Source organism: Flavobacterium sp. HSC-32F16 (assembly GCF_024171645.1).
In the GTDB taxonomy this organism is placed as follows: domain Bacteria; phylum Bacteroidota; class Bacteroidia; order Flavobacteriales; family Flavobacteriaceae; genus Flavobacterium.
This window is the reverse complement of record NZ_JALKAC010000002.1, coordinates 681,096-704,350: the sequence shown is the minus strand read 5'-3', so window position 1 is coordinate 704,350 and position 23,255 is coordinate 681,096. Positions and strand designations below refer to the sequence as shown.

Sequence of the window (23,255 nt, the reverse complement as noted above, 5' to 3'; positions counted from 1 at the left end):
AGGATCAAAAATTGTTAATGAAAAAAAAATTGTCATATAAAATATTTCTACTAGCATTAATTGCACTAATTACTAGTTGCACAACACCATATAATTATACAACAAATGGTTTTGAAAATGCTATTGTAATAGAGGCAACAATTACAAACCAATTAAAAAAACAGGAAATAAAACTATCCAGAACTTATAAATTTGAAGATGAAGGGCCTGTTTTTGAAAATGGCGCAACTATAAGTATTACAGATGATCTAGGAACCGTATATGGGTTTGATGAAGAAAGCGGAATTTACCTTTCTGAGGCAGAATTTAAAGCCTCTGCAGACAGAACTTACCAGCTTCATGTAAAAACGAAAGATGGTAAATCGTATAGTTCAACTGCCGAAAAACTAACAAAAGAAACCAATATCGAAGATCTATACAAAAATGTAACAACTAAGGAAGGAATTTTAGGTGTTGAGATTAAAGCAAAAAGTTACGATCCTTCAAACAGCTCAAAATATTACCGTTACGAATATGATGAAACTTACAAAGTAGTAGCTCCAAAATGGTCCCCTTATGAAGCTATTGCAGTTCCCTATAGTGGTCCTAATAGCAGTCTTGCTCCTGGTGATCTTGTTATTCAAATGAGAACGAAAGAAGCCAAAACCTGTTATTCCAATAAAAAATCAGATGCCATCATTTTAACCAGCACAAATGATTTATCTGAAGATCGTGTTGATTTCCCAGTGCGTTTTATCGCTAGTACAGACTATAGTATCGCCAATAGATATTCTATTCTTGTTAAACAGTTTGTTCAAAATCTCAGTGCTTTTACTTTTTACCAAACCTTAAGTAAAATGTCGGGTTCAGAAAGTCTTTTATCACAAAATCAGCCTGGTTTTTTGGCAGGAAACATTAAATCGGATACTGATAGTTCAGAAAAAGTAATTGGCTTTTTTGATGTTTCTGCTTACAGCGAAAAAAGGATTTTCTTTAATTTTTCGGATGTATTTCCAAACGAAAAACTACCAGCTTACCCTTACGACTGCCCTCTGGCACTTTCAACACCTGCACTAGAAAAAGAACATATTTTTCCGTATTGTTTTGAAGTTAACGGCGGATGTGGCGGGCCTGTTGTCTACAGCAATATCAGCCTAGGCAATAGTGTTTATTTTTCAGGTTACAATTCTCTTGGTATTGTGCCATATCCTTCAAAAATACCAACCCCTCTTTTAATAGAAATTTACAATATTCAATGCGGAGACTGCACATCATTTTCATCAAACATAAAACCATTATTTTGGATAGACTAAAACTTTCTTTACTCGTAATAACAGCACTGTTTTTCCAGCAAAATAGTGAAGCTCAAAGCAAAAGCTCAGAAGTTGAGTTAATGGCGATTGACACAAAAATTAATGAATCTATTTTCATTACGCCAAACTCAAATTCTTATTTGACTGGCGAAACACTTCGTTATAATTTATTTTGTCTTAACAAATTAAATAATACCGTTTCGCCATATAGCAAAATCGCCTATGTTGAGTTGGTTGACAACAGCAAAAAAAGTGTTTTTAAACATAAATTATTCCTGGAAAAAGGTGTTGCAAATGGGGATTTCTTTATTCCAACAACATTAGAAACCGGAAATTACAAGCTTGTTGGCTACACTAGCTGGATGCTGAACAAATCAGATTCAAATTATTTCAATATTGATATTTATATTGTAAATCCTTATCAAACCAATAAAAATCCTAAACCTGAAAAATCATCAATTCCTCAAGATATAACAGCTTCATCAAGCGTTTCAACTTCTGGATTAGCATTATCATTAGCAAAAAAAATATTTGCAAACAGGGAACTTATTGACCTGAAGATAAAAACAGAATCTGAAGATTTTTCGAAAGGAAACTATACTGTTTCAGTTAGAAAAATTGATGCTCTGGTTTCTAAAAGCAAATTAAACTTTACAGAATATAATGCCTCAAACCCAAACCAAAGCAACAGCATTAAAACTGAAAATTTCGCAATCCCTGAATTGCGCGGCGAAATAATATCTGGTAAAATAATTGCAAAAACGGCAGGAAACAGCCTTGTCAATAAAAATATTGCAATCTCAATTCCGGAAAAGAATTTTGAATTTAAAATTTCCAAAACGGATCAAAACGGACAATTCTCGTTCATTTTAGACAAACCTTCCCCAAATTCAAATATTATTATACAACTTATTGATTCTGACAAAGAGAATTACGGCATTGAAATAGACAAACCAAAATCATTAAATCTTGAATCTCTAAAGTTTAATACTTTTGAATTGAGTTCAAATTTTAATGAAATTTTGAAAGAAAGAGCAATCGCAAGTCAAATTGAAAATGCGTATTATAATATCACAAAGGATAGTATTGCATTGGTAAAAGATTCGAAAAAGTTCTATGATCCAATATCTAAACAATATGTTTTAGATGATTTTAACCGATTCCCTACATTAAAAGAAACCATTATCGAGATTGTAAAAGAAATGTATTTCACGCAGACAAAAGGCAAGTATGAACTGCACTTACATGATTATGATGTGAATTACGAATTATCATCTCCTGCATTGGTACTTGTAGACGGTTTAATAGTACAAGATATCAATGAGCTTTTTGAATACAAAATGAGTAACGTTTACAAAATTAACATTGTTAATGGAGGTTATTTTTATGGAACAAAATTGTTTAATGGTTTGATTTCATTTACTACCAAAAACTTTGATTACGTTAGTAAATTAGATGGAAGCTTTATAATTAAACCCGAGATTTTAAGACCTTTGGGTAAAAAGAATTACTATCAGCCAGATTACAGCGATAAAACAAAAAACGCCAGAATTCCAGATTACAGACATCAATTATTATGGCTTCCGGATTTTAAATTAAAAACAACAGAAGAAAACATTTCATTCGCGGCATCTGACGTAAATGGTCCATTTGAAATTATTGTTGAAGGATTTTCTTCTTCTGGAAAACCCGTTTATACAAAAGAAATTATTGAGGTGAAAGATTCACAAATCAATTAATATTTAGAAAACATTCATCATTTAAAAAACTCTTCCTTCAAGAAAACTGAACGAAGAGTTTTTTTTTATTTTATTACGCAACCTTTTTTATTTTTTAATACTATCAATTATAACGATAATTATTTAATCATGAAAAAAGTAATTCCTATATCCATTATACTACTCTTTATATTTTCCTGCTGTAATGAATCTGAGAGTAAAGAAATTGAAAACGTTGACAATAAGGAAGAAACAGATATAATTTCAGAACATGATACTCCAGATAAATACTGGTACACAGGCGGTTGTGAAGATATAATTTCCGGAACTTGCTGCGTAGTAAACGGAAGTCTTTTTGTTCAAACAAATAGTACTTATACCTATTCTTACAGGGGTAACCAAAAGTCTTCTGACATTAAATGGGAAGTAGTTAGCGGCGATATAACATTAAAAAAAGGTCAGGGAACCCATCAGGCTATATTTTATATTGGTAAAAATTTTACAAATGGTGCCATTCAAGCCTATAACAAAGCCGGCTTATTGTGCAGCAACAAAATAGAAATTACAAAACTTGAAAAATAAGATTTGAATTTAGATCAACTCATAAAAGGCTGCATTAAACAGAATAGGCAGGCGCAAGAACAATTATACCAAGTGTATAAGAATGTTTTGTTTGTGCTATGTCTAAAATATTGTCAAAATCGGGATGAAGCCGAAGACAATCTGCATGATGCCTTTATTGAAATCTTTACAAATATTAAAAATTACAAAGGAAAAGGAAGTTTTGAAGGATGGATAAAGCGAATCACAATTAACAAAGCTATAAACAGATATAAAAAATCCTATTTCTTAACCCCAATTAAAGACGATCATCAGCAGGAAGAAATAATAATCGATAAAGAAATTGATCTTCCTCTCGATGAAATTCTAACCTTTATTCAGGATTTACCCAATCAATATCGACTCGTTTTTAATTTATATGAATTAGACGATTATTCGCATCAGGAGATTGCCTCTCTTTTAGGAATAAGCGAAAGCACCTCAAAATCTAATCTGCATAGAGCAAAGCATCTTTTGAAAGAAAAAATAAAATCTAAAAGTACATTTTACAATCAGACGAAAAATGGAAAATAAAACCGAAATAGGAAAAGCAATTAAAAACAAATTATTACACCTGGATCAAGCTCCAGGAGATTTTGTATGGTCTAGAATTGAAGAGGATTTAAATAAAAAACGTCGTCGAAGATTTTTAATCTGGCTTATCCCGAGTATACTATTAATGGGGCTTTTGTCAACTGTTGCAGTTTTAAACAACAAAAACCAAAACGAAATAAGCGGCACTCAAAAAACGCCTATTCATTTACTTCAAAATCAAACCGTACAACAAAGTACCGGTCCGAAAAAAAAGACAGAAAAAAAAGAACCCAATAATAATGATACCGTATTAATTAGAAAAAGCAAAAATGTTAAACTAATTAAACAGTCCAGCAAACTCGTTTCATCAACAAATGAATATGAAGAATATGAGGTTACCAAAAAATATAAAATCACAATAAAAAAGGAAAAAATACACATTAAAGATACTCCTAAAATAAATCCAACTAAAACGAATAAAGCGAGTAAATCGTTACCGGTTAAGAAAAAATATTATGGTACTACTGTATCATCAAAAACAAAACCAAAACCATTCAAAGGAAAAAAGAGTCCTTCAAAAATTACAAAGCAGAAAACCGAAACAGAATTACCTAAAACAAACGTCGTTCCTGTAATACCAGAAACTGTTGAACCAAAAATTACTGAAACGATTCCTGTTATAACAGAAGAAAAGAAAGACAGCATACCCGTAATTGACAGCGTTCCGGTCAAAAAGAAAAGGGTACCTAAAATTAAGGAAAACACTCCTGAAAAAATAGTCGTTAATAATCCGCCAGAACGCAGAGTACATATTTATTATGGTCCCGCTGTTTTTAGTTCACTAAACAATAAATCTCTAATTGATCCTAGTTTATCTAAACAGCCTACAAGCAAACCTGTAACCGCTTTTTATGGTGTTTATATTAAAATTATGTATAGAAAAACCGGATTTAGAGTAGGTTTTTCTCATCTAAGCTTAAAAACATCTACTCTATTAGATCAAAATGAATTAATACCATCCTACAGTAATATTGAATTAAAAACGAATCTTTCGCCAGCTATAATTAATAATACGTTTGCTAATTCAACTGATGTAGAGCTGACACAGACACTTTCTTATTACGAACTTCCAATCGAATTTAATTATGCTGTAAAAAAAGACAAAAGCAGATTTAATATTGAGGCTTTTGGAGGTTTAAGCACAATGCTTTTAAAAACTAATACTCTAGAAATGAGATCTGATGAAGTTCTATCACAAAATATTGGATCTTCCAGAAATATTTCAAAAGTTAATATTGCCTCAAATATTGGGTTAGGTTTTAGTTATGAATTGACAAAAAAACTACAATTAGAAATAAACCCTTTATTCAAATATTATTTCAATACATTTAAAGATGACAACGACGCTAAACCTTATAGTTTATCGCTTCAATCCGGGCTTTCATATAAATTTTAAAAATATTTTTTAAATAGTTGTAACTTTTTTGATACTTCATACGTATAATCACTTGTACACTTAAAAATTGAGGAGACAAATAACATGAGACAACTTAAAATCACCAAGCAGGTAACCAATCGTGAAACTGCATCGTTAGATAAATATCTACAAGAAATCGGAAAAGTTGACCTAATTACCGCTGATGAAGAGGTAGAATTAGCACAAAGAATAAAGGCGGGTGATCAAAGAGCATTAGAAAAATTAACAAAAGCCAACCTGCGTTTCGTTGTATCGGTTGCTAAACAATATCAAAATCAAGGATTAACTCTTCCTGATTTAATTAATGAAGGAAACTTAGGTCTTATTAAAGCAGCTCAGCGTTTTGATGAAACTCGTGGTTTCAAATTCATCTCTTACGCCGTATGGTGGATTCGTCAATCGATCCTTCAGGCTCTTGCAGAACAATCACGTATTGTTCGTTTACCACTAAACAAAATTGGTTCTATCAATAAAATCAACAAAATGTATGCGTTATTAGAGCAGTCTAACGAGCGTCCGCCTTCTGCTGAAGAAATTGCAAAAGAACTTGACATGACCGTAAATGACGTAAAAGAGTCTATGAAAAACTCTGGTCGTCACTTATCGATGGATGCACCTCTTGTTGAAGGTGAAGATTCTAACCTTTATGACGTATTACGTTCTGGAGAATCTCCAAACCCTGACAGAGAATTAATTCACGAATCATTACGTACTGAAATCGAGCGTTCGTTAGAAACATTAACTCCAAGAGAGGCAGATGTTGTTCGTTTGTATTTTGGTCTTGGCGATCAGCACCCAATGACTTTAGAAGAAATTGGAGAAACTTTCGACTTAACTCGTGAGCGTGTTCGTCAGATTAAAGAAAAAGCAATCCGTAGATTAAAACACACTTCCAGAAGTAAAATTCTTAAAACCTATTTAGGATAATAATATTTGTTTCAAGTTTAAAATTTCAGGTTATTTTGCGTAACTTGAAACATAAAACATGAAACCTTTGTAACGCAAACAACAGTTTGATTGACTGTTCGTTTTTTGATTGATGATTGAAACTCCGGCTGATTACCGGAGTTTTTTATTTTTATCTTTTTTTAAATTTAACCGAAAAGCACACAAAGCTTTGCGAACTTTGCGTTTTTTACAGAATCTTACAAGCCAAAAATCTTTGCGTGCTTTGCGGTTAAATTACAATGCACAGCATAAAAAATTTATCTTTGTAAAAAAAACAACACACAACTACACAATGAAAAATACTCTTATTGCTCCTTCAGTTCTTGCTGCCGATTTTGCGAATTTACAGCGTGATATCGAAATGATTAACAACAGTCAGGCCGATTGGTTTCATATTGACATTATGGATGGAGTTTTTGTTCCGAATATTTCTTTTGGAATGCCGGTTTTAGAAGCCATTTCAAAACATGCAAAAAAGACAATTGATGTACATTTAATGATTATCGATCCGGATCGTTACATTAAAACTTTTGCCGATTTAGGAGCCAATAATTTAACGGTACATTACGAAGCTTGTACACATTTACACAGAACACTTCAAGCAATTAAAGCCGAAGGAATGAAAGCTGGAGTTGCTGTTAATCCGCATACCAATATTGACTTATTAGAAGATGTTATAAACGACATTGACTTGGTTTGCATCATGAGTGTGAATCCTGGTTTTGGCGGACAATCTTTCATTGAAAATACGTATACAAAAGTTAAAAAACTAAAAGATTTAATTACTCGCAAAAAAGCATTGACTCTTATTGAAATTGACGGCGGTGTAACCAGTAAAAATGCAAAACAATTAGTAGAAGCCGGAGCTGATGTTTTGGTTGCCGGAAGCTTTGTGTTTAAAGCAGAAAACCCAACTCATACAATCGCTGATTTAAAAGCTTTGACTGCTTTTTAAATTTCTAAATAAAATTACAAGCCGAAGAAAATAATAATCTTCGGCTTTTTTTTATTCTAAAAAAACAGATCAAATCTGAAGAACTTTTGCCTTTCTATATCCCGTCAGGCTGATATTTCGGTGTTTTTTAAAAAATTTATTGAGATGACTTTCGTCAGAAAAACCAAATTCAGATACAATTTCATTAATCCTCATATCACTAAAACTTAATCGGTGTTCAATCAATCGGATTTTATAATTTGAAATAAAAGACTGAATCGTTTCTCCGCAATGATTTTTAAAATAACTTCCCAGATATGTATCTGATATATCAAATTGAGCTGCGATTACTGAAACTTTTATTTTTTGAGGAAAGAAAATATTAGCCTGAATGTAATTAATAATTTCTAAAATCCTTTTGTCTGCATTCTCTTTTACTCCAGACGGTTTTATCTTGGCAATATTTCTTGCGGCAATAACAATAAGAGCATTTACATAATGCGTTATTAAATCTTCATCATAAATATCTTTATTCTGTGCAGCATGAAGCAAGGAATCAGATATCATTTTTACCAGAAATTCATCTTCTTTTCGTTTTAAAATACAACCCGATAAATGAGTTGCATAATACAACAGACACTCAATGTGATCAATACTTTTTGATCTATACTCTTTTACATATTCACTATTAAGCTTTACAAGTAAAAACTCTGTTGTTGTACTAATTTCAAATGTATAATGATCATTTGGAGTAAGAAGCATTAAATTTCCTTGCTGATACGACATGGCATTTCCGTTAATATAAAGAAATCCTGTACCTGAAATAACATAAACCATCTGAAAAAAACTAAGATGTGATTTTACCAGTGGACATTGGTCTACTTTTTCATAAATCACTTCAACAGATTGATGCATATTTTCTTTTTTCATGTCACAAAAGTACTTTTTTATCCTGTTTTTGTACTGATAAAAATAATTAATTCAGTTTATTTTTGACAAAAAAAATTTCTAAAAATGAAACAAAATTTTTATACACTCAAAAACATATTAGTTTTAACAGCCATTTGTCTGGCCACATTAATGTTCTCTCTAGAGATTTCAAGCGTGCCGGTAATACTTCCAACACTTGAAAAAATACTAAAAGCAGATCTAAAAGATATGCAATGGATCATGAATATCTACACAATAGGCTGTACCAGCGTTTTAATGGCAACAGGAACTCTGGCTGATCGATATGGCCGAAAACGAATTTTAATTATTACCTTAATTTTATTTGCTGTTTCCTCTTTAATTTGTGGTATCGCACAAGATATATCCGTTTTAATTATCAGCCGTCTTTTTCAAGGTATAAGCGGAGGTGCAATGTTAATTTGTCAAATCGCCGCACTCTCTCATCAATTTCAGGAAGGAAAAGAACGAAGTAAAGCTTTTAGCATTTGGGGAGTTATACTCGGTATTGGACTTGGTTTTGGGCCAATTATAGGCGGAGCAATCATAGAATTTTTATCCTGGCAGTGGGTATTTTTGATTCATGTGCCAATAGCTGTTCTGGCTGTGATTCTTGTTTATGGATATGTAGACGAGTCTAAAGATTCTAATACGGTAAAATTAGACATATGGGGAATGATCACTTTATCTATCTCTATTTTTGGGCTAACTTATTTTATTACACAAGGTTCAGATCCTGGTTTTTTCAGCCCCATAACTTTGAGCAGTATAATAATTGCTGTAATAAGTTTTATTCTGTTTTTATGGATCGAAAAAAGAATTCCTTACCCAATGTTTGATTTTTCAATATTCAAAATACGTAATTTCTCAGGCGCCATTTTTGGGTCTATTGGTATGAATTTCAGCTTCTGGCCTTTTATCATTTACCTGCCTATATATTTTCAAAGTTATTTAGGATATGATGTTGTAACCGTTGGTCTTTCTTTATTGGCTTACACACTTCCTACTCTGGTTATTCCTCCTTTAGCCGAGTATCTTTCCGTTCGATATCGTTCAGGAATTGTAATTCCGTTAGGATTATTTGTAATAGGATTGGGATTTATTTTAATGAGATACGGCGCAATGGCAGAACATGCCAGCTGGCTGACAATGCTTCCGGGTTCTTTATTGGCCGGAATTGGATTAGGTTTAACCAATACACCTGTAACTAATACAACAACAGGTTCTGTCCCTGCCAGTCGCGCAGGAATTGCTTCTGGAATAGATATGAGCGCCAGATTAATTACTTTATCTATAAATATTGCATTAATGGGCTTTTTATTGGTTGAGGGAATTTCTTCTTATTTAAATACGGCTTTTTCCGGCACTGTAAACACAATAACACTGCACTCTGCTGCAGAAAAAATAGCAGCAGGAAATTTTTCATCTCTTAATCAGGAATTTTCTGAACTTGCTCAATTAGACTCATTCGGAAATATTGCACATAATGCCCTTTCTCACGGCTTTGAAATTGTACTTTTATATGGAGGAATCGGAGTCTGGATTTTGGCTCTCATCAGTTTTATAACATTCAATTTTAAAAGTAAGAGACAAAATTTATAACCTTTTTATCTAATTTTTTTTAAATTGAATTGAGAATTACTAGCTTAAAAATCTTTACTGCTTTTTAAATTTTTTAAATTCGGAAAGAAGTCGATTCCGGTCATTTTTTCCACAGTTTCAATAGGAACTACAAAATCATAAATAGGTTTATCACTGTCTTCATTTGGAACCAAAAATGCAATTGCTTTATGTTCCTTTCCTGATTTTGACAAAACAATTTTATAGAAATATTTAGGAACAGAAACTTTTTCTGTTCCTATTTTTTTATCAGAATCTTTTAAAATGCCACCCGTTACTACATAAATATCATTGTATTTATCAGCCCAATAACGCGTTTTCTGTTCTATTCTATTCCATATGCCGCTATTAAAATCATGTTTTTGCGGCGAAATATTCGAAGTATAAAAAGTATCATTATACGCTTCTTCACTAAACTCCATATCTCCGGCAGGGCAAAGATGTCCTTTATCATAACCCGATTTTTTATAGTTTCTCCAATCTGCAGAACCTGTGGTTACTTTTGGATCTTCTATAAAATACGGACGCTTAAAATTTCCATTTTTTAAATATTCTTTTTTTAATTCGTAAGCTACCCATTCTGCCTGCTCAAATTTTTCATTATAAGATAAGGTGTAATATTTATGTTTTACGATTTGATTTGTTGTTGAAGTTGGCTGATACGCAATTGAATAAAGTGAACCTGTAGTATTTTGATCCGAAACAAATGTATTTTGTTCCTGCACTATTTCTACACTCGATACATTTTCTTTTTTACAGGAAAAAGCCAGTAAACCAACTAAAAAGCAAACTAAAGTATTTTTCATAAACAATATTTAACTAAAAAACGCTCCCTAAATTACTATTTAAGAAGCGTTTTTCAATAACAAATTAAATTTTTCTAAAGATTAAGATTTTACTAATTTCTCCTTTTTCATTTTAGGCTGCTGAACATTAGCTTTTACATACGAAGCAGATTGTAAATCATCTAACACATTTAATGCTTCTTCGACATATACATCTTTAGATAAAGCCTGGTGCCAAGCTTCTCTTTTTTCTTTCAACGTAGCATCATTGTTCATTTCTTGTACTTCGTAAGGTAAAGATTTAAAAACCAAACTGTTTTTGTAATCTGAAATTGGTTTGTATTTTTTACCTTCATTTTCAACTTGTTCCTGAGTTTCTTTAAAACTCTTAATATTCAGGCTGTAAATGTTTTCTTTGTTTTTAACATCAATCCATTTAGCATTGTCTTCAATTAATCGAAATTGAGGATTTTGCGCAATTCTGGTTCTGCTTTTCTCAATCGCTTTGCTAAAATTCTGGTTAGAAGTCCATGTACTGTAATCAGCAGGATCAATTTTATCCCATGGCATTGCGTTATCAATATCACGTTCTCCCATTTTTAAATAAGCATAACGATCTGGCATTACAACATCACTATGAACTCCTTCTAATTGTGTAGAACCGCCATTGATTCTATAGAATTTTTGACCTGTAATTTTCAATGCTCCCAAATCTCCGTAATTGGCATTACGAACAAATTGGTTTAAATCTAGTACATTTTGCACAGTTCCTTTACCATAAGTTTGTTTACTACCAATGATAACCCCACGTTTGTAATCCTGAATAGCAGCCGCTAAAATTTCAGAAGCCGAAGCAGAGAAACTGTTAACCATAATTACTAATGGCCCGTCCCACTCTATTTTTTTGTCTTTATCGTATAAAACTTCTTTCTTTTTACCGGCAGATTTCACCTGAACAATTGGTCCTTGTTCAATAAATAATCCAGCAATGTCAACAACTGTAGAAAGAGATCCTCCACCGTCATCACGAACGTCAAGAACAATTCCGTTTATATTTTCTTTTTTCAGTCTTTCTACTTCAAGAGCAATATCTTTTCCAGCATCACGACCGTCTTTATTTTCAAAATCAATATAGAATTTAGGAAGATAAATAACACCGTATTTCAATCCGTCTTTTTCAACGATACTTGATTTTGCATACGTTTCTTCAATTTCAACAACATCTCTTATAATTGAAATTACTTTAATACTTCCGTCAACTTTTTTAACTGTCAATTTAACTTCAGTTCCTTTATGACCTTTAATTTTTTTCACAACATCATCAAGACGCATTCCAACAACATCAACAGGCTCTTCGTTACCTTGAGCTACTTTCAAAATTAAATCGCCGGCCTCAAGTTGTTTTCCTTTCCATGCTGGTCCGCCAGAAATCAATTCATCAATTTGAGTAAAGTCATTTTTCTTAGTTAATCTTGCACCAATTCCTTCTAGTTTACCGCTGATGTTTACATCAAAACGATCTTTTTCTTCTGGAGCAAAATAACTTGTATGTGGATCAAAACGAGTCATAATAGAATTCAAATACACTGAAAACCAGTAATCTTTATTCAAATCTTTAATAACACTAAAATTATCATCTAAAGATTTTAAAGAACTCTCACGCGTTTCTTTTTCTAAAGTTTCAAAAGATTTTTCTTTATATGCAAGATCTTTTTTCTTTTTCTCTTCTTCAATTTTTTGCTTTGTTACAAGCGAAGAAAGTGTAGACAACTTAATTTGTTTTCTCCATCTTTCATTAATTTCCGCCAAGTTTTTTGCATAAGGAAGAGTCTCATAATCTGCATTAAAAGTTTCATCTGCAGTATAATTGAAAGGCTGCGCTAAAATCGTTTTATAACGTTTTTTGCTCTCCTCCATTCTTTTCATTAACCTTGTATACGTTAAATTAAAGAATGTCAAATCTTTGTTCAAAAACTGATCATCAAGCATTAATTCATATTGCTTGAACTCGTCAATATCCGACTGCAGAAAGAACCTCTTTGAAGGGTCCAGCGCATCGATATAATCTTTAAAAATACCTTTTGAAAAATCGTCATTTATTTCTGCCGGACTATAGTGTCCTTTCTCAATAACAAAAGCCAGTAATTCTAAAAGTGTCTTGTCTCTATTTGGATCCGGATCATCATTCTTGTCAGCATTTATCTTAAAAGCAAACAGGGTTAAGGACAAGCATAATACGGCTATAAGTATTTTATAATTTCTTTTCATAAACTTAATAATAGCATTCATCAAATTTTTTAATCTAAGTTACGGTAAAAACTATCCTAACATGCCAAGATCAGTATAATTTTTTGTTAAAGATATAAAAATGTTTGTTGTTCAAAAGTCTTCCTGAATTTAGTTTACAATTTTTATTTATTTGTTAGTAATCTACCAAAATCTGTTACTACATTTGTTTTTACAAGCCTTAATTTTGAAAAATCAAAAATAGTAATCTCATCATGAAAGACGAAAAACCCCTTATATTAGTAACCAATGACGACGGAATTCTGGCTCCCGGAATTAGAGCTTTAATAAGCGTAATGGAAACTATTGGTGATGTTATTGTAGTCGCTCCAGACAAACCTCAGAGTGCAATGGGACATGCCATTACCATAAATAATACTTTGTTTTTGGATAAAATTTCTAAAGATGATGATCTGATTACAGAATACAGCTGTTCCGGAACGCCTGTAGATTGTGTAAAACTGGCTGTAAATGAAATCTTAAAAAGAAAACCAGACTTATGCGTTTCCGGAATTAACCACGGATCAAATTCATCGATTAATGTTATTTATTCAGGAACCATGAGTGCAGCTGTCGAAGCAGGAATTGAAGGAATTCAGGCTATAGGTTTTTCACTTTTGGATTTTGACTGGAATGCCGATTTTGAACCTGCTAAAGAATTTGTAAAAAAAATAGCTTTAGAAACACTCAAAAATAAACTTCCTCCAGGAGTTGTTTTAAATGTCAATTTTCCAAAATTAAGCGAAAAAGAAATTAAAGGAATAAAAATTTGTCGTCAGGCAAAAGCCTACTACGCGCAAAAATTTGATAAGAGACAAACACCTTTCGGAAAAGATTATTACTGGCTTACAGGCAAATTTACAAACGAAGACAACGGCGAAGATACAGATGAATGGGCACTTGAAAATGGATACATTTCTGTAGTTCCTGTTCAATTCGACTTAACCGCACATCATACTATGCAGCAACTTAATACATGGAAATTAAATGGATAAAAAAGACTTTTTGATTGGATTTATTGTTGGAATCTTTACAGCTCTTTTAGGGAGTTATTTATTTATTAAGTTCTTTACGAAATTTGATATTTCTACCGGAATTCAGACTATAAAAGAAATGGGATATTTGGGAAAAATAATTACAATTGGCACCACTTTAGACCTTGCCGTTTTCTTACTTCTGTTAAACAGAAATAAAGAAATGATGGCTCGGGGCGTAATTTTAGCCGTGATTGTTCTGGCAATTTCTACTATAATTATTTAAATCCTATCTTTGTGCTGCAATAAAAATTCGTTGATATGAAATACTACATAATAGCTGGTGAGGCTTCTGGAGATCTACACGGTTCAAACTTAATGAAAGCATTATATGAGGAAGATCCTCAGGCAGATATTAGATTTTGGGGTGGTGATTTAATGCAAAAAGCCGGCGGAACATTAGTAAAACACTATCGCGATTTAGCTTTTATGGGTTTTATTGAAGTCATTTTTAATTTAAAAACCATATTAAACAATATAAAAATCTGTAAAAAAGACATCTCTGATTTTAAACCGGATGTTATCATTTTTATTGATTATCCAGGCTTTAATATGCGTATTGCAAAATGGGCTAAAGAACTCAATTACAGAACACATTATTATATTTCTCCACAAATTTGGGCTTGGAAAGAAAATCGAATCAACGCTATAAAACAAGACGTTGACAGAATGTTTGTGATTTTACCTTTTGAAAAAAGCTTTTATGAAGACAAACATCATTTCCCTGTAGATTTTGTCGGGCATCCTCTTATTGATGCTATTCAAAATCAGCCTGCTTTTAATGAAGCTGCTTTTAGAGAAGAATATAAATTGGGAGAAAAACCAATTATTGCTGTTTTACCGGGAAGCCGTAAACAGGAAATAACCAAAATGCTGAGCGTAATGCTGAGTGTTGTTGATGATTTTCAGGAGTATGAATTTGTTATTGCCGGTGCGCCAAGTCAGGATTATGAATTTTATCAGCAATTTATAAAAAACAAAAATATCGCATTTGTTTCGAATAAAACGTATGATTTATTACGTTCTTCTACCGCGGCTTTAGTTACTTCAGGAACAGCAACTTTAGAAACGGCACTTTTTAAAGTTCCCGAAGTGGTTTGCTATAAAGGAAGTTCGATTTCCTATCAAATTGCAAAGCGAATTATAACGCTAAAATACATTTCGCTTGTAAATTTAATTATGGATCAGGAAGTTGTAACTGAATTGATTCAGGGCGAATGCAATACAAAACGTATCAAGGAAGAATTGAACAAACTCCTTGAACCTTCTCACCGCGAAAAACTGCTCAAAAACTATGATATTTTAGAACAAAAACTGGGTGGTATAGGCGCAAGTAAAAAAACGGCAAAACTTATAGTTGCTGATTTAAAATCTTAAATATTACTGTTTTGAAAAAAGTATTCGTTTTTCTTCTTTTATCTATCGCATTGGTTTCTTGCAAATCGACTTCAACTACTGTAAATAAAAGTACAGGTAAAAACGAATCGAAAAAAGAAAACAGATCTTTGGTTAAAAATTTAATCGACACTGCGACAGATAATATTGGCGTAAAATACAAAGCAGGAGGAACTACCAAAAGTGGTTTTGACTGCTCAGGATTGGTTTATACTACTTTTGAATCTGAAAATATAAAACTTCCACGAAGTTCTTTCGAACAGGCCAAAGTTGGAAAAGTAATTCCGCTTAATGATGCAAAAAAAGGAGATTTAATTTTCTTTAAAACCAACAAAAGCCGACAAATCAATCACGTTGGACTCATTACAGAAACAAATTCAGATGAAATAAAATTTGTGCATTCCTCTACTTCAAAAGGCGTCATAATTTCTTCTACAAAAGAACCTTATTATAAGAATTCGTTTGAGCAAGTAAACAGAGTAATCGAATAACTATAATTAAAAATATATTTATTTTCTTACAAATATTTAATACTTTTACACCATGAAAGTATTAGATTTTCCTTTAATTAAAATTACGATCAGCTTTCTTTTCGGAATTTTAATTTCATATTATTGTCAGCCTTCGCTTAACGTTTCTCTTGTATTTCTTGGGTTTTCAACAATCATATTTTGTATTTCTTTTTTTCTTTCAATTAAAAACAAAAAAGCGAATATCTTCTTTGGTATAAACAGCTATTTTATATCCTTTTCGGTTGGAGTATGTGTATTGCTTTTTCATACTGATACTTTTGACAAATCTAATTATACGCATTCGAAAATTGTTTTTGAAGAACCGCAGTTTATAACTTTTACATTGCGCGAAAAACTTAAAAGCAACGATTACAATGACCGATACATTGGACTTATAAACAACATTGATTACAAAGTATATTCAGGCAGAATTATCGTCAATATTCAAAGAGACAGTTTAAAAAATCCATTGATTATTGGAAATATCATTAAGGTTAAAACAAGTTTACAAAAAACGGTTTCAAATAAAAATCCAAATCAATTTGATTATTCAGAATATTTAGCAAACAAACAGATTTACGCACAATTGTATTGCAAAAAATCAGAAATAAAAATCAGCAGAACAATTACAAAGGATATTTGGTATTATTCGGGACGTCTGCATTTAACTATTCTAAAAAATCTCGAAAGCGCTCATTTCAATAAAGATGAAATGAATGTGGCGCTCGCCTTGATTTTAGGACAACAGCAGGAAATTTCAGCAGATATAATAAAAGATTATCAATATTCGGGAGCAACACACGTTCTTTCTGTTTCAGGGCTTCACGTTGGTTTTATAATGCTTTTTATAATGTTTATTTTAAAACCAATTCCAAATACCCGAAAAGGTTCTGCCATAAAATTAATTTCCATTTTAATTTCGCTGGCCGGATTTGCCGTTATCTCAGGTTTGTCGCCTTCTGTATTGCGCTCTGTTGTAATGTTTTCGTTTGTGGCAATTGGAAATCATTTGCGAAGAAGCGGCAACATTTATCATACGCTGTTAGTTTCAATTTTATTGATATTACTTTTTGAACCATACTTTCTATTCGACGTTGGATTTCAGCTGAGTTACTTAGCATTATTTTTTATTGTTTGGCTCCAGCCGGAATTGGATAAAATATGGAATCCAAAAAATAAATTCATCCTTTACATTTGGAATGCTTTAACAGTTTCGTTCGCTGCTCAAATTGGCACTTTACCTTTATGTCTTTATTATTTTCATCAATTTCCCGGATTATTTTTTGTTACCAATATTATAATCCTGCCTGTTTTATCTTTTATAATGATTGCTGGAATCATTGTTATGCTTTTTGCAATTTTCAAAAGTCCGCCCGAAATATTAATTTATATTTTTGAAAAGAGCATTTATATTTTAAACCTGCTTATTCATTATGTTGCTTCTTTTGAATCTTTTGTTATTCAAGGTATCAGTTTTAATTTCTACCACCTGATTACACTTTATTTAGTAATAATAAGCGCAGCAATGTGGTCAAAAAAACCGAGTTACAAAAAATTAATTATTGTATTTACCACTATAATTTTATTTCAGTCTGCTTTGATCTATACGAAAAGAGAAATATCCAATCAGAAGGAATTGATTGTTTATAATGTGAAGAAAAACAGTTTAATTTCTAAAAGAAACGGAAAAAACATTACGCTTTTTGCGAGCGATACAACTAGCGATAAAAGCACAAAAAGTAACATTTTCAATTCTTACCTGGTTGGTAATTTTGGTGTTTTGAATCAATCCCAACAACTCAAAAATGTTTTGTTTTTTAATGAGCATAAAATTTCGATAATTGACAGTACAGGAATTTATGAAAGCAGAATAAAGCCGGATATTTTAATTTTAACTCAATCACCAAAAATAAATCTTGACAGGATTTTGACTGAACTGGATCCAAAAATTATTATTGCAGATGGATCCAATTCTTATGCGCTTCAAAAAATATGGCAGATAAGCTGCGAGAAAAAAAATATCCCTTTTCACGCCACAGCCGAAAAGGGATTTTATAGATTAAACTAATCTTTTTTATTCTGGATTTAAAATTAAATCAGAATCTGTAATCCATGTCTTTACACCTCCAGAATTGTACGCAAGTTTGCCTAGTGTATTAAAGTTTGTTTTTCCTTTTCGAATGGTAGCACTTGCATAACAAACCTCTGGAAAATTTTCAATACCAAAAGCATTTTTCAATCTTAAGTTTTGTTCTCTAATTTCGCTGTCTATATTGGGATCAGATAAATCAAGTCTTACCAGAATTACATTCTTTTTAGACCATTTCTCAAAATCAGCAGTTTTAAACACTTCGTTTTGTAAAGTTTCCGGAGCTCCGGCCGCAGTAAATAAAATTAATAATGGTTTTCTTTGTTCATTGCTCACGTTAATCGCATCCGTCATGTCAGTCTTCCATTCCAGATTTTGCGACTCAGCTAAACAAACAGTTAAAAATAAAAGTAGGGTAAGTAATTTTCGGCTCATAAGTAATTGGTTTTGGTTTGGGTTAATGCGACTAAATTAACATAAAAGCAACACCAAACAATACTCTTTAAAACAAATAGTTACAAAAAAAATACATTAAAATGAAATTCTCTTTTTATAGTTCAATATTTAAAAAAAACGGAAAATAATTCCCGTTTTAGTATTAAATGTATAATTTACATTTAATATTTGTTTAAAAAATATCCCTTTTCAATATTTACTGAAAAGGGATTCTACAAATTAAACTAAGAAACTTAATTTAAATTTATTACTCGCTTGGATGCAGGATGTTATTTGATTCTGCAATCCACGATTTTGCTCCTCCTGGTTTATACGAAATTTTTCCAAGAGCACTAAAAGTCGTTTTATTTTTTCTCACTGAAGCGACCGCATAGCACACTTCAGGCAAATCCTGAACTCCAAAGGCATTTTTTAATCTGACATTTTGTTCTTTATCTCCATCAGATGCTGTTTCATCTGATAAATCTAATTTTACCAGCACCACGTTGTCACGAGACCACACGGCAAAGTCTGGGGTTTTAAAGATTTCATTTTGAAGATTTTCCGGTACACCTGAGGCAGTGAATAAGATTAACATTGGTTTTTTTTGTTCATTACTAATTGCAATTGCATCAGTCATATTAGTTCTCCATGCAAGAGTTTGTGCCTGAACGAAAAATGAACCTAAAAAAAACAGTAGGATAAGTAATTTTTTAGTCATATTATATTGGTTTTGGTTAGTATAGCATGACGAAATTAACACAATATTTTAATTATCCAAATTATATAGCATTAAAAAATATATTATATGTTTTTTTATAGATAAATAAATACATAAATAATAATTTCGGAAATCATATATGAACACTTTTTCTTACTAAACAAAAAAACTCCTTACATTACTGTAAGGAGTTTTATATATAACTTATAATTTTAAAGTTCTTTATTTAAGACTTTTTAGGATGAACAATACCTTCGGCCACTGTTAACCAAGCAGACGGACCACCGGCAACATATCCTGTTTTTCCAAGACCTGTAAAGTTAATTTTTCCATCTTTATTTTGGGCACTTGTAAAGAATACAGTTGGAAATCCTTGTATTCCAAAAGCTTGCTGCAATTCACTATTTTGACTTTTTAATTCCGGAGTCTGAGGGACACCTCTTGGATAATCCAACTCTACTAAAACAACATTATCCGAAGCCCATTTTTTGAATTCTGCTGTTTTCAAAACTTCATTCTGCAAACGAATACACCATCCGCACCAATCACTTCCTGTAAAGAACATTAACATTGGTTTTTGCTCTTTATTACTTATCGTGATTGCTTCTTTAACATCAGTATACCATTTTAGTTCCTGAGCCTGACCAGCAAATGCTCCAACTACAAAAAAGGCTATCAATAATATTCTTTTCATAATGTGTTATTTTTCGCAAATTTAAACAAAAAAGAGATTGGTTATTTTACTTCTTGCATTAGTTTTCTAATAATAGGCGAAATTGCAATTAGAACAACACCTGCTATAAGCGAATAAATCGCTAATTGATAATACCCTTCAGTATAAGACTGCAATTTGGAAACCAGCGTAGCTCCAGTATTTGATTTTGATATTTCGGCACCTAGTTTACCAGCAAATAACTGTCCAAAAGCAGACGCTAAAAACCACAATCCCATCATCATACCAAACAATCTTTTTGGAGATAATTTAGTAATAATGGACATTCCAATTGGTCCTAAACAAAGCTCTCCAATTGTTGTAATTAAATACGCAAAAGTAAACACATTTAGCGAAGCAATACCTTTTGAATCTGCGAAGAATTTAGTGAGATAGAAAATATAAAATGAAGCAGCAAGGAACAAAAATCCAACTCCAAATTTAATCAAAGTATTTGGCTCAATTTTTCGTTTGCCCATCCAAATCCACAGTAATCCAATAAGCGGACTTAAAACGACCACAAAGAGCGTATTTGAACTGTTATTTACAATATTTGGGTCAATTGTAAAAAACAACAATTTATCATCTAAATTGTCTTTTGCAAAAAGCGATAATGATCCACCACTCTGCTCATAAATTGCATTAAACAATAGATAAAAAAATACAAATAAAAATGCTGCAAAAAGCTTTTTTTGAAGTTTTACATCTCCTAATTTAATTAGTTCATAAGTGAAATAGAAAACAGCAACGATACCAATTGTATACATGAAATAATCTGTATAATCAGTATTTTTGACCATTATATAAATAAGCGGAATACTTAAAAGTGAAAGTGTGTAAACCAAAATCTCACGTATTTTCCTTTTTCCTGATTCCATTTCCAACAAAGGAGAATCTCCAATTGGTCCAAGATATTTTTTAGTTGCTAAAAACGTAATCAAACCTAGAAACATTACAATCGCTGCTGATAAGAAGCACAACTCCCAAGAATAATATTTCCCTAAATACACACATAAAGCACCTCCTAAAAGACCACCAACGTTTATGCCCGCATAAAACATTCCGTACCCGGCATCTCGCCTTCCATCATCCTCTTTATATAGCTCTCCAACCATTGACGAAACATTTGGCTTAAAAAAACCTGTTCCAATAATAGAGAAAGCAATACCGTAATAAAATAAATCGTGTGGCGCAACAGCAATCAAAAGGTTGCCAAGAATCATAACTATTGCCCCAAATAATAATGACTTTTTAAATCCTAAAATTTTATCAGCAAAAATTCCTCCAATAAAAGTAAATGCATAAACAAAGGCCTGAATGGCTCCGTATTGCAAATTGGCGTGATCTTCTTTCAAAAAAAGCTGATCTACCATAAAAATAGTTAATACCCCACGCATTCCGTAGAAACAAAAACGTTCCCACATTTCAACAAAAAACAAGTACCACAATTGCTTTGGGTACTTGCCTTTAAAATTTTGAATTTCTTCTAAAGTAATATTGTTTTCCATTCTATCTAACACCGTGCATTAATTTTTTTAATAGTGGTGTTAAAGCAAATAATAAAATAGCCGCAATACCAGTAAGGACAACAAATACCATAAAGAATTCATATAAGTTATGGATTTCAAATCCTGCAAAAATTGGGTTTTGAGCACTAATTTGATGTTGATCAAGCAAAGCGATCTGCTCTGCTGTGGGTGTTAATTTTTTATCTAAAACTGCCTGAAGATCGATTCCTAATTCTTTTGCTTTTGCAAATTTATCTCCGGTTGCAGGCAAGATAGAACCTAAAGTTCCTCCTAAAGCATAACCGGAAGCGTTAGACAAAAAGAATACTCCATATAATAATGATGCAAAACGTTTTGGAGATAATTTACCTACCAATGATAAACCAATTGGAGACAAACATAACTCAGCACATGTATTTAAGAAATATAATAAGATAAGCCATTTTACTAATAACAGTCCTGAAGTCCCAATGTAAGAAACCTGAGTAGCGATCATAAAGAAACTGATCGAAATCACGACTAAACCTACAGCTAATTTTACCGGAGAAATAGGCTCTTTATCCTTAGCTCTTAAAGTGTCCCAAAGAACACTAAAAGGCACTGCCAAAAGAACAACAAATAATCCGTTAAAAATTTGAACCATCGACGGAGGCATTAACCAACCAAAGAAATGTCTGTCTGTTTGATTATCAGCAATAAAAGTTAAAGATGAACCAGCCTGCTCAAACGCCGCCCAGAAGAAAATAATAAAGAACGAAACGATATAAATTACTATAATTCTATCTCTTTCGATTTTAGTTAACGAAGTATCAGAAATGATTAATCCTGCTAATGCTAATCCGCTGGAATAAATCAAAGTGTAAATTAAATTCTGCCCTACTGCATAGTGAAAAAAGAATCCTAAAACAATAAATGCAACTCCGGCCATAACCAAAGCTTTAGATGAAAAATTAGCTTTTTGCGCTTCTCCTTCTTCAAAATCTTCTGCAACATTTTTAGAAGGCAAACCTCCCAATGGTCTTCCTTCTGGAGAAACCACATATTTATTTTTCAAGAAGTAAAAAAGAATTGTTCCTAACAACATCGCAACAGAAGCAGCCATGAATCCCCATCTAAAAGCGTGAATATCTCTAATTCCGCCAGCATCTTTAACATCTCCTAATAAAGGACAAATAGACTGTCCTAAGAAAGCCCCAATGTTAATTCCCATGTAGAAAATAGTAAAAGCACTATCTAATTTTGTTTTTTCTTGTTTTGGATATAAACTTCCAACCATACTAGAAATATTTGGCTTGAAGAATCCGTTACCAAAAACAATTACTCCTAATGCAGAGTACATTATAATTTTTGCAAGGCTTAAATTAGATTCAAAAACACTTCCGCTGGTAAACAAAAGCATTTGCCCAATTGCCATTAACAATCCGCCTAATAAGATACAGTTTCTGTTTCCTAAAAAACGATCGGCGATGAAACCACCCAACATTGGTGTTAAATAACAAAGTCCAAGGAAACCTCCATAAATTAGAGACGCTTCTTCTTCCTTCATTAATAATGAATTCACAAGAAATAAAGTTAATAAAGCGCGCATTCCATAAAAATTAAATCGCTCCCACATCTCCGTTCCAAATAATACCCAAAGCCCTTTTGGATGCGCAGTTTTTACTTGAGTTTCTTTCATATTATTCACTATTTATTTGATTTTGATAA

Annotated in this window: 21 protein-coding genes; 13 read left to right on the top strand and 8 right to left on the bottom strand. The window is 32.1% G+C overall.

Annotation, left to right across the window (positions count from 1 at the left end; genetic code table 11):
* Positions 1-17 precede the first annotated feature (17 nt).
* The 7 genes from L1276_RS09690 (at position 18) to rpe (ending at position 7,524) form a co-directional block, all read left to right on the top strand.
* On the top strand, positions 18-1,292 hold the full coding sequence (locus L1276_RS09690) for a DUF4249 domain-containing protein (protein ID WP_253787228.1): 1,275 nt from the start codon (positions 18-20) through the stop codon (positions 1,290-1,292).
* Positions 1,280-3,031 carry a hypothetical protein gene (locus tag L1276_RS09685; RefSeq protein ID WP_253787226.1) on the top strand — a complete coding sequence of 584 codons (1,752 nt, stop codon included), beginning with the start codon at positions 1,280-1,282 and terminating at the stop codon, positions 3,029-3,031. Before L1276_RS09690 ends, L1276_RS09685 begins: the two co-directional genes overlap by 13 nt.
* A gap of 129 nt (positions 3,032-3,160) precedes the next feature.
* Entirely contained in the window at positions 3,161-3,592 is a 432-nt protein-coding gene (locus L1276_RS09680) for a hypothetical protein (protein WP_253787224.1), read from the top strand.
* Positions 3,593-3,595: 3 nt separating this feature from the next.
* A complete protein-coding gene (locus tag L1276_RS09675) occupies positions 3,596-4,144 on the top strand; it encodes an RNA polymerase sigma factor (protein ID WP_253787222.1) in 549 nt (182 codons plus the stop codon).
* Positions 4,134-5,600, top strand: a complete 1,467-nt coding sequence (locus L1276_RS09670) for a porin family protein (RefSeq protein ID WP_253787221.1) — start codon at positions 4,134-4,136, stop codon at positions 5,598-5,600. The genes L1276_RS09675 and L1276_RS09670 overlap by 11 nt, the downstream gene beginning before the upstream one ends.
* Positions 5,601-5,684: 84 nt before the next feature.
* Complete coding sequence (locus L1276_RS09665) at positions 5,685-6,548, top strand: RNA polymerase sigma factor RpoD/SigA (protein ID WP_007804760.1); 864 nt, start codon at positions 5,685-5,687, stop codon at positions 6,546-6,548.
* A 313-nt stretch (positions 6,549-6,861) separates the two neighbouring features.
* Positions 6,862-7,524 (top strand): ribulose-phosphate 3-epimerase, encoded by a 663-nt coding sequence (rpe, locus tag L1276_RS09660; protein ID WP_253787219.1) that lies wholly within the window; start codon positions 6,862-6,864, stop codon positions 7,522-7,524.
* Between the two features lie 69 nt (positions 7,525-7,593).
* On the opposite strand, the gene L1276_RS09655 is transcribed toward rpe, so the two are convergent.
* Positions 7,594-8,433 (bottom strand): AraC family transcriptional regulator, encoded by an 840-nt coding sequence (locus L1276_RS09655; RefSeq protein ID WP_253787217.1) that lies wholly within the window; start codon positions 8,431-8,433, stop codon positions 7,594-7,596.
* 84 nt (positions 8,434-8,517) lie between these two features.
* Here L1276_RS09655 and L1276_RS09650 point away from each other — a divergent pair, with 84 nt between their 5' ends.
* Positions 8,518-10,053, top strand: coding sequence for an MFS transporter (locus L1276_RS09650; RefSeq protein ID WP_253787215.1), 1,536 nt, complete (start codon positions 8,518-8,520; stop codon positions 10,051-10,053).
* Positions 10,054-10,097: 44 nt separating this feature from the next.
* On the opposite strand, the gene L1276_RS09645 is transcribed toward L1276_RS09650, so the two are convergent.
* A complete protein-coding gene (locus L1276_RS09645; protein ID WP_253787213.1) occupies positions 10,098-10,877 on the bottom strand; it encodes a DNA/RNA non-specific endonuclease in 780 nt (259 codons plus the stop codon).
* An 81-nt stretch (positions 10,878-10,958) separates the two neighbouring features.
* Entirely contained in the window at positions 10,959-13,145 is a 2,187-nt protein-coding gene (locus tag L1276_RS09640) for a carboxy terminal-processing peptidase (RefSeq protein WP_253787211.1), read from the bottom strand.
* Between the two features lie 212 nt (positions 13,146-13,357).
* On the opposite strand from L1276_RS09640, the gene surE reads away from it, so the two are divergent.
* Genes surE through L1276_RS09615 form a run of 5 tightly spaced genes read left to right on the top strand, consistent with a single transcriptional unit; the run spans position 13,358 to position 18,151 of the window.
* A complete protein-coding gene (surE, locus tag L1276_RS09635; RefSeq protein ID WP_253787209.1) occupies positions 13,358-14,137 on the top strand; it encodes a 5'/3'-nucleotidase SurE in 780 nt (259 codons plus the stop codon).
* On the top strand, positions 14,130-14,402 hold the full coding sequence (locus tag L1276_RS09630) for a hypothetical protein (protein WP_253787207.1): 273 nt from the start codon (positions 14,130-14,132) through the stop codon (positions 14,400-14,402). The genes surE and L1276_RS09630 overlap by 8 nt, the downstream gene beginning before the upstream one ends.
* 35 nt (positions 14,403-14,437) lie before the next feature.
* Positions 14,438-15,553 (top strand): lipid-A-disaccharide synthase, encoded by a 1,116-nt coding sequence (lpxB, locus tag L1276_RS09625; protein WP_253787206.1) that lies wholly within the window; start codon positions 14,438-14,440, stop codon positions 15,551-15,553.
* 11 nt (positions 15,554-15,564) lie between these two features.
* Positions 15,565-16,062: a C40 family peptidase gene (locus L1276_RS09620; RefSeq protein ID WP_253787204.1), complete on the top strand. Its 498-nt coding sequence runs from the start codon at positions 15,565-15,567 to the stop codon at positions 16,060-16,062.
* A 52-nt stretch (positions 16,063-16,114) separates the two neighbouring features.
* Entirely contained in the window at positions 16,115-18,151 is a 2,037-nt protein-coding gene (locus tag L1276_RS09615; RefSeq protein ID WP_253787203.1) for a ComEC/Rec2 family competence protein, read from the top strand.
* Between the two features lie 6 nt (positions 18,152-18,157).
* Here the strand turns inward: L1276_RS09615 and L1276_RS09610 are convergent, their stop codons facing one another.
* From L1276_RS09610 to L1276_RS09590, 5 genes are all read right to left on the bottom strand, one after another.
* Positions 18,158-18,607 carry a thioredoxin family protein gene (locus L1276_RS09610; protein WP_253787202.1) on the bottom strand — a complete coding sequence of 150 codons (450 nt, stop codon included), beginning with the start codon at positions 18,605-18,607 and terminating at the stop codon, positions 18,158-18,160.
* Positions 18,608-18,875: 268 nt separating this feature from the next.
* The gene (locus tag L1276_RS09605; protein ID WP_253787201.1) at positions 18,876-19,328 is read right to left on the bottom strand and encodes a thioredoxin family protein; all 453 of its coding nucleotides are present in this window, start codon (positions 19,326-19,328) and stop codon (positions 18,876-18,878) included.
* Between the two features lie 226 nt (positions 19,329-19,554).
* Positions 19,555-20,022: a thioredoxin family protein gene (locus tag L1276_RS09600; RefSeq protein ID WP_253787200.1), complete on the bottom strand. Its 468-nt coding sequence runs from the start codon at positions 20,020-20,022 to the stop codon at positions 19,555-19,557.
* A gap of 41 nt (positions 20,023-20,063) precedes the next feature.
* Positions 20,064-21,548, bottom strand: a complete 1,485-nt coding sequence (locus L1276_RS09595) for a peptide MFS transporter (protein ID WP_253787199.1) — start codon at positions 21,546-21,548, stop codon at positions 20,064-20,066.
* Position 21,549: 1 nt separating this feature from the next.
* Entirely contained in the window at positions 21,550-23,226 is a 1,677-nt protein-coding gene (locus tag L1276_RS09590) for a peptide MFS transporter (RefSeq protein ID WP_253787197.1), read from the bottom strand.
* Between the last annotated feature and the right edge of the window lie 29 nt (positions 23,227-23,255).

Excerpts from the sequence above, each read along its gene's own strand:
- L1276_RS09690 (WP_253787228.1), top strand. The coding sequence starts at position 18 with ATGAAAAAAAAATTGTCATATAAAATATTTCTACTAGCATTAATTGCA.
- L1276_RS09680 (WP_253787224.1), top strand. The coding sequence starts at position 3,161 with ATGAAAAAAGTAATTCCTATATCCATTATACTACTCTTTATATTTTCC.
- L1276_RS09670 (WP_253787221.1), top strand. The coding sequence starts at position 4,134 with ATGGAAAATAAAACCGAAATAGGAAAAGCAATTAAAAACAAATTATTA.
- L1276_RS09665 (WP_007804760.1), top strand. The coding sequence starts at position 5,685 with ATGAGACAACTTAAAATCACCAAGCAGGTAACCAATCGTGAAACTGCA.
- rpe (WP_253787219.1), top strand. The coding sequence starts at position 6,862 with ATGAAAAATACTCTTATTGCTCCTTCAGTTCTTGCTGCCGATTTTGCG.
- L1276_RS09655 (WP_253787217.1), bottom strand. The coding sequence starts at position 8,433 with ATGAAAAAAGAAAATATGCATCAATCTGTTGAAGTGATTTATGAAAAA.
- L1276_RS09650 (WP_253787215.1), top strand. The coding sequence starts at position 8,518 with ATGAAACAAAATTTTTATACACTCAAAAACATATTAGTTTTAACAGCC.
- L1276_RS09645 (WP_253787213.1), bottom strand. The coding sequence starts at position 10,877 with ATGAAAAATACTTTAGTTTGCTTTTTAGTTGGTTTACTGGCTTTTTCC.
- L1276_RS09640 (WP_253787211.1), bottom strand. The coding sequence starts at position 13,145 with ATGAATGCTATTATTAAGTTTATGAAAAGAAATTATAAAATACTTATA.
- surE (WP_253787209.1), top strand. The coding sequence starts at position 13,358 with ATGAAAGACGAAAAACCCCTTATATTAGTAACCAATGACGACGGAATT.
- L1276_RS09630 (WP_253787207.1), top strand. The coding sequence starts at position 14,130 with ATGGATAAAAAAGACTTTTTGATTGGATTTATTGTTGGAATCTTTACA.
- lpxB (WP_253787206.1), top strand. The coding sequence starts at position 14,438 with ATGAAATACTACATAATAGCTGGTGAGGCTTCTGGAGATCTACACGGT.
- L1276_RS09615 (WP_253787203.1), top strand. The coding sequence starts at position 16,115 with ATGAAAGTATTAGATTTTCCTTTAATTAAAATTACGATCAGCTTTCTT.
- L1276_RS09610 (WP_253787202.1), bottom strand. The coding sequence starts at position 18,607 with ATGAGCCGAAAATTACTTACCCTACTTTTATTTTTAACTGTTTGTTTA.
- L1276_RS09605 (WP_253787201.1), bottom strand. The coding sequence starts at position 19,328 with ATGACTAAAAAATTACTTATCCTACTGTTTTTTTTAGGTTCATTTTTC.
- L1276_RS09600 (WP_253787200.1), bottom strand. The coding sequence starts at position 20,022 with ATGAAAAGAATATTATTGATAGCCTTTTTTGTAGTTGGAGCATTTGCT.
- L1276_RS09595 (WP_253787199.1), bottom strand. The coding sequence starts at position 21,548 with ATGGAAAACAATATTACTTTAGAAGAAATTCAAAATTTTAAAGGCAAG.
- L1276_RS09590 (WP_253787197.1), bottom strand. The coding sequence starts at position 23,226 with ATGAAAGAAACTCAAGTAAAAACTGCGCATCCAAAAGGGCTTTGGGTA.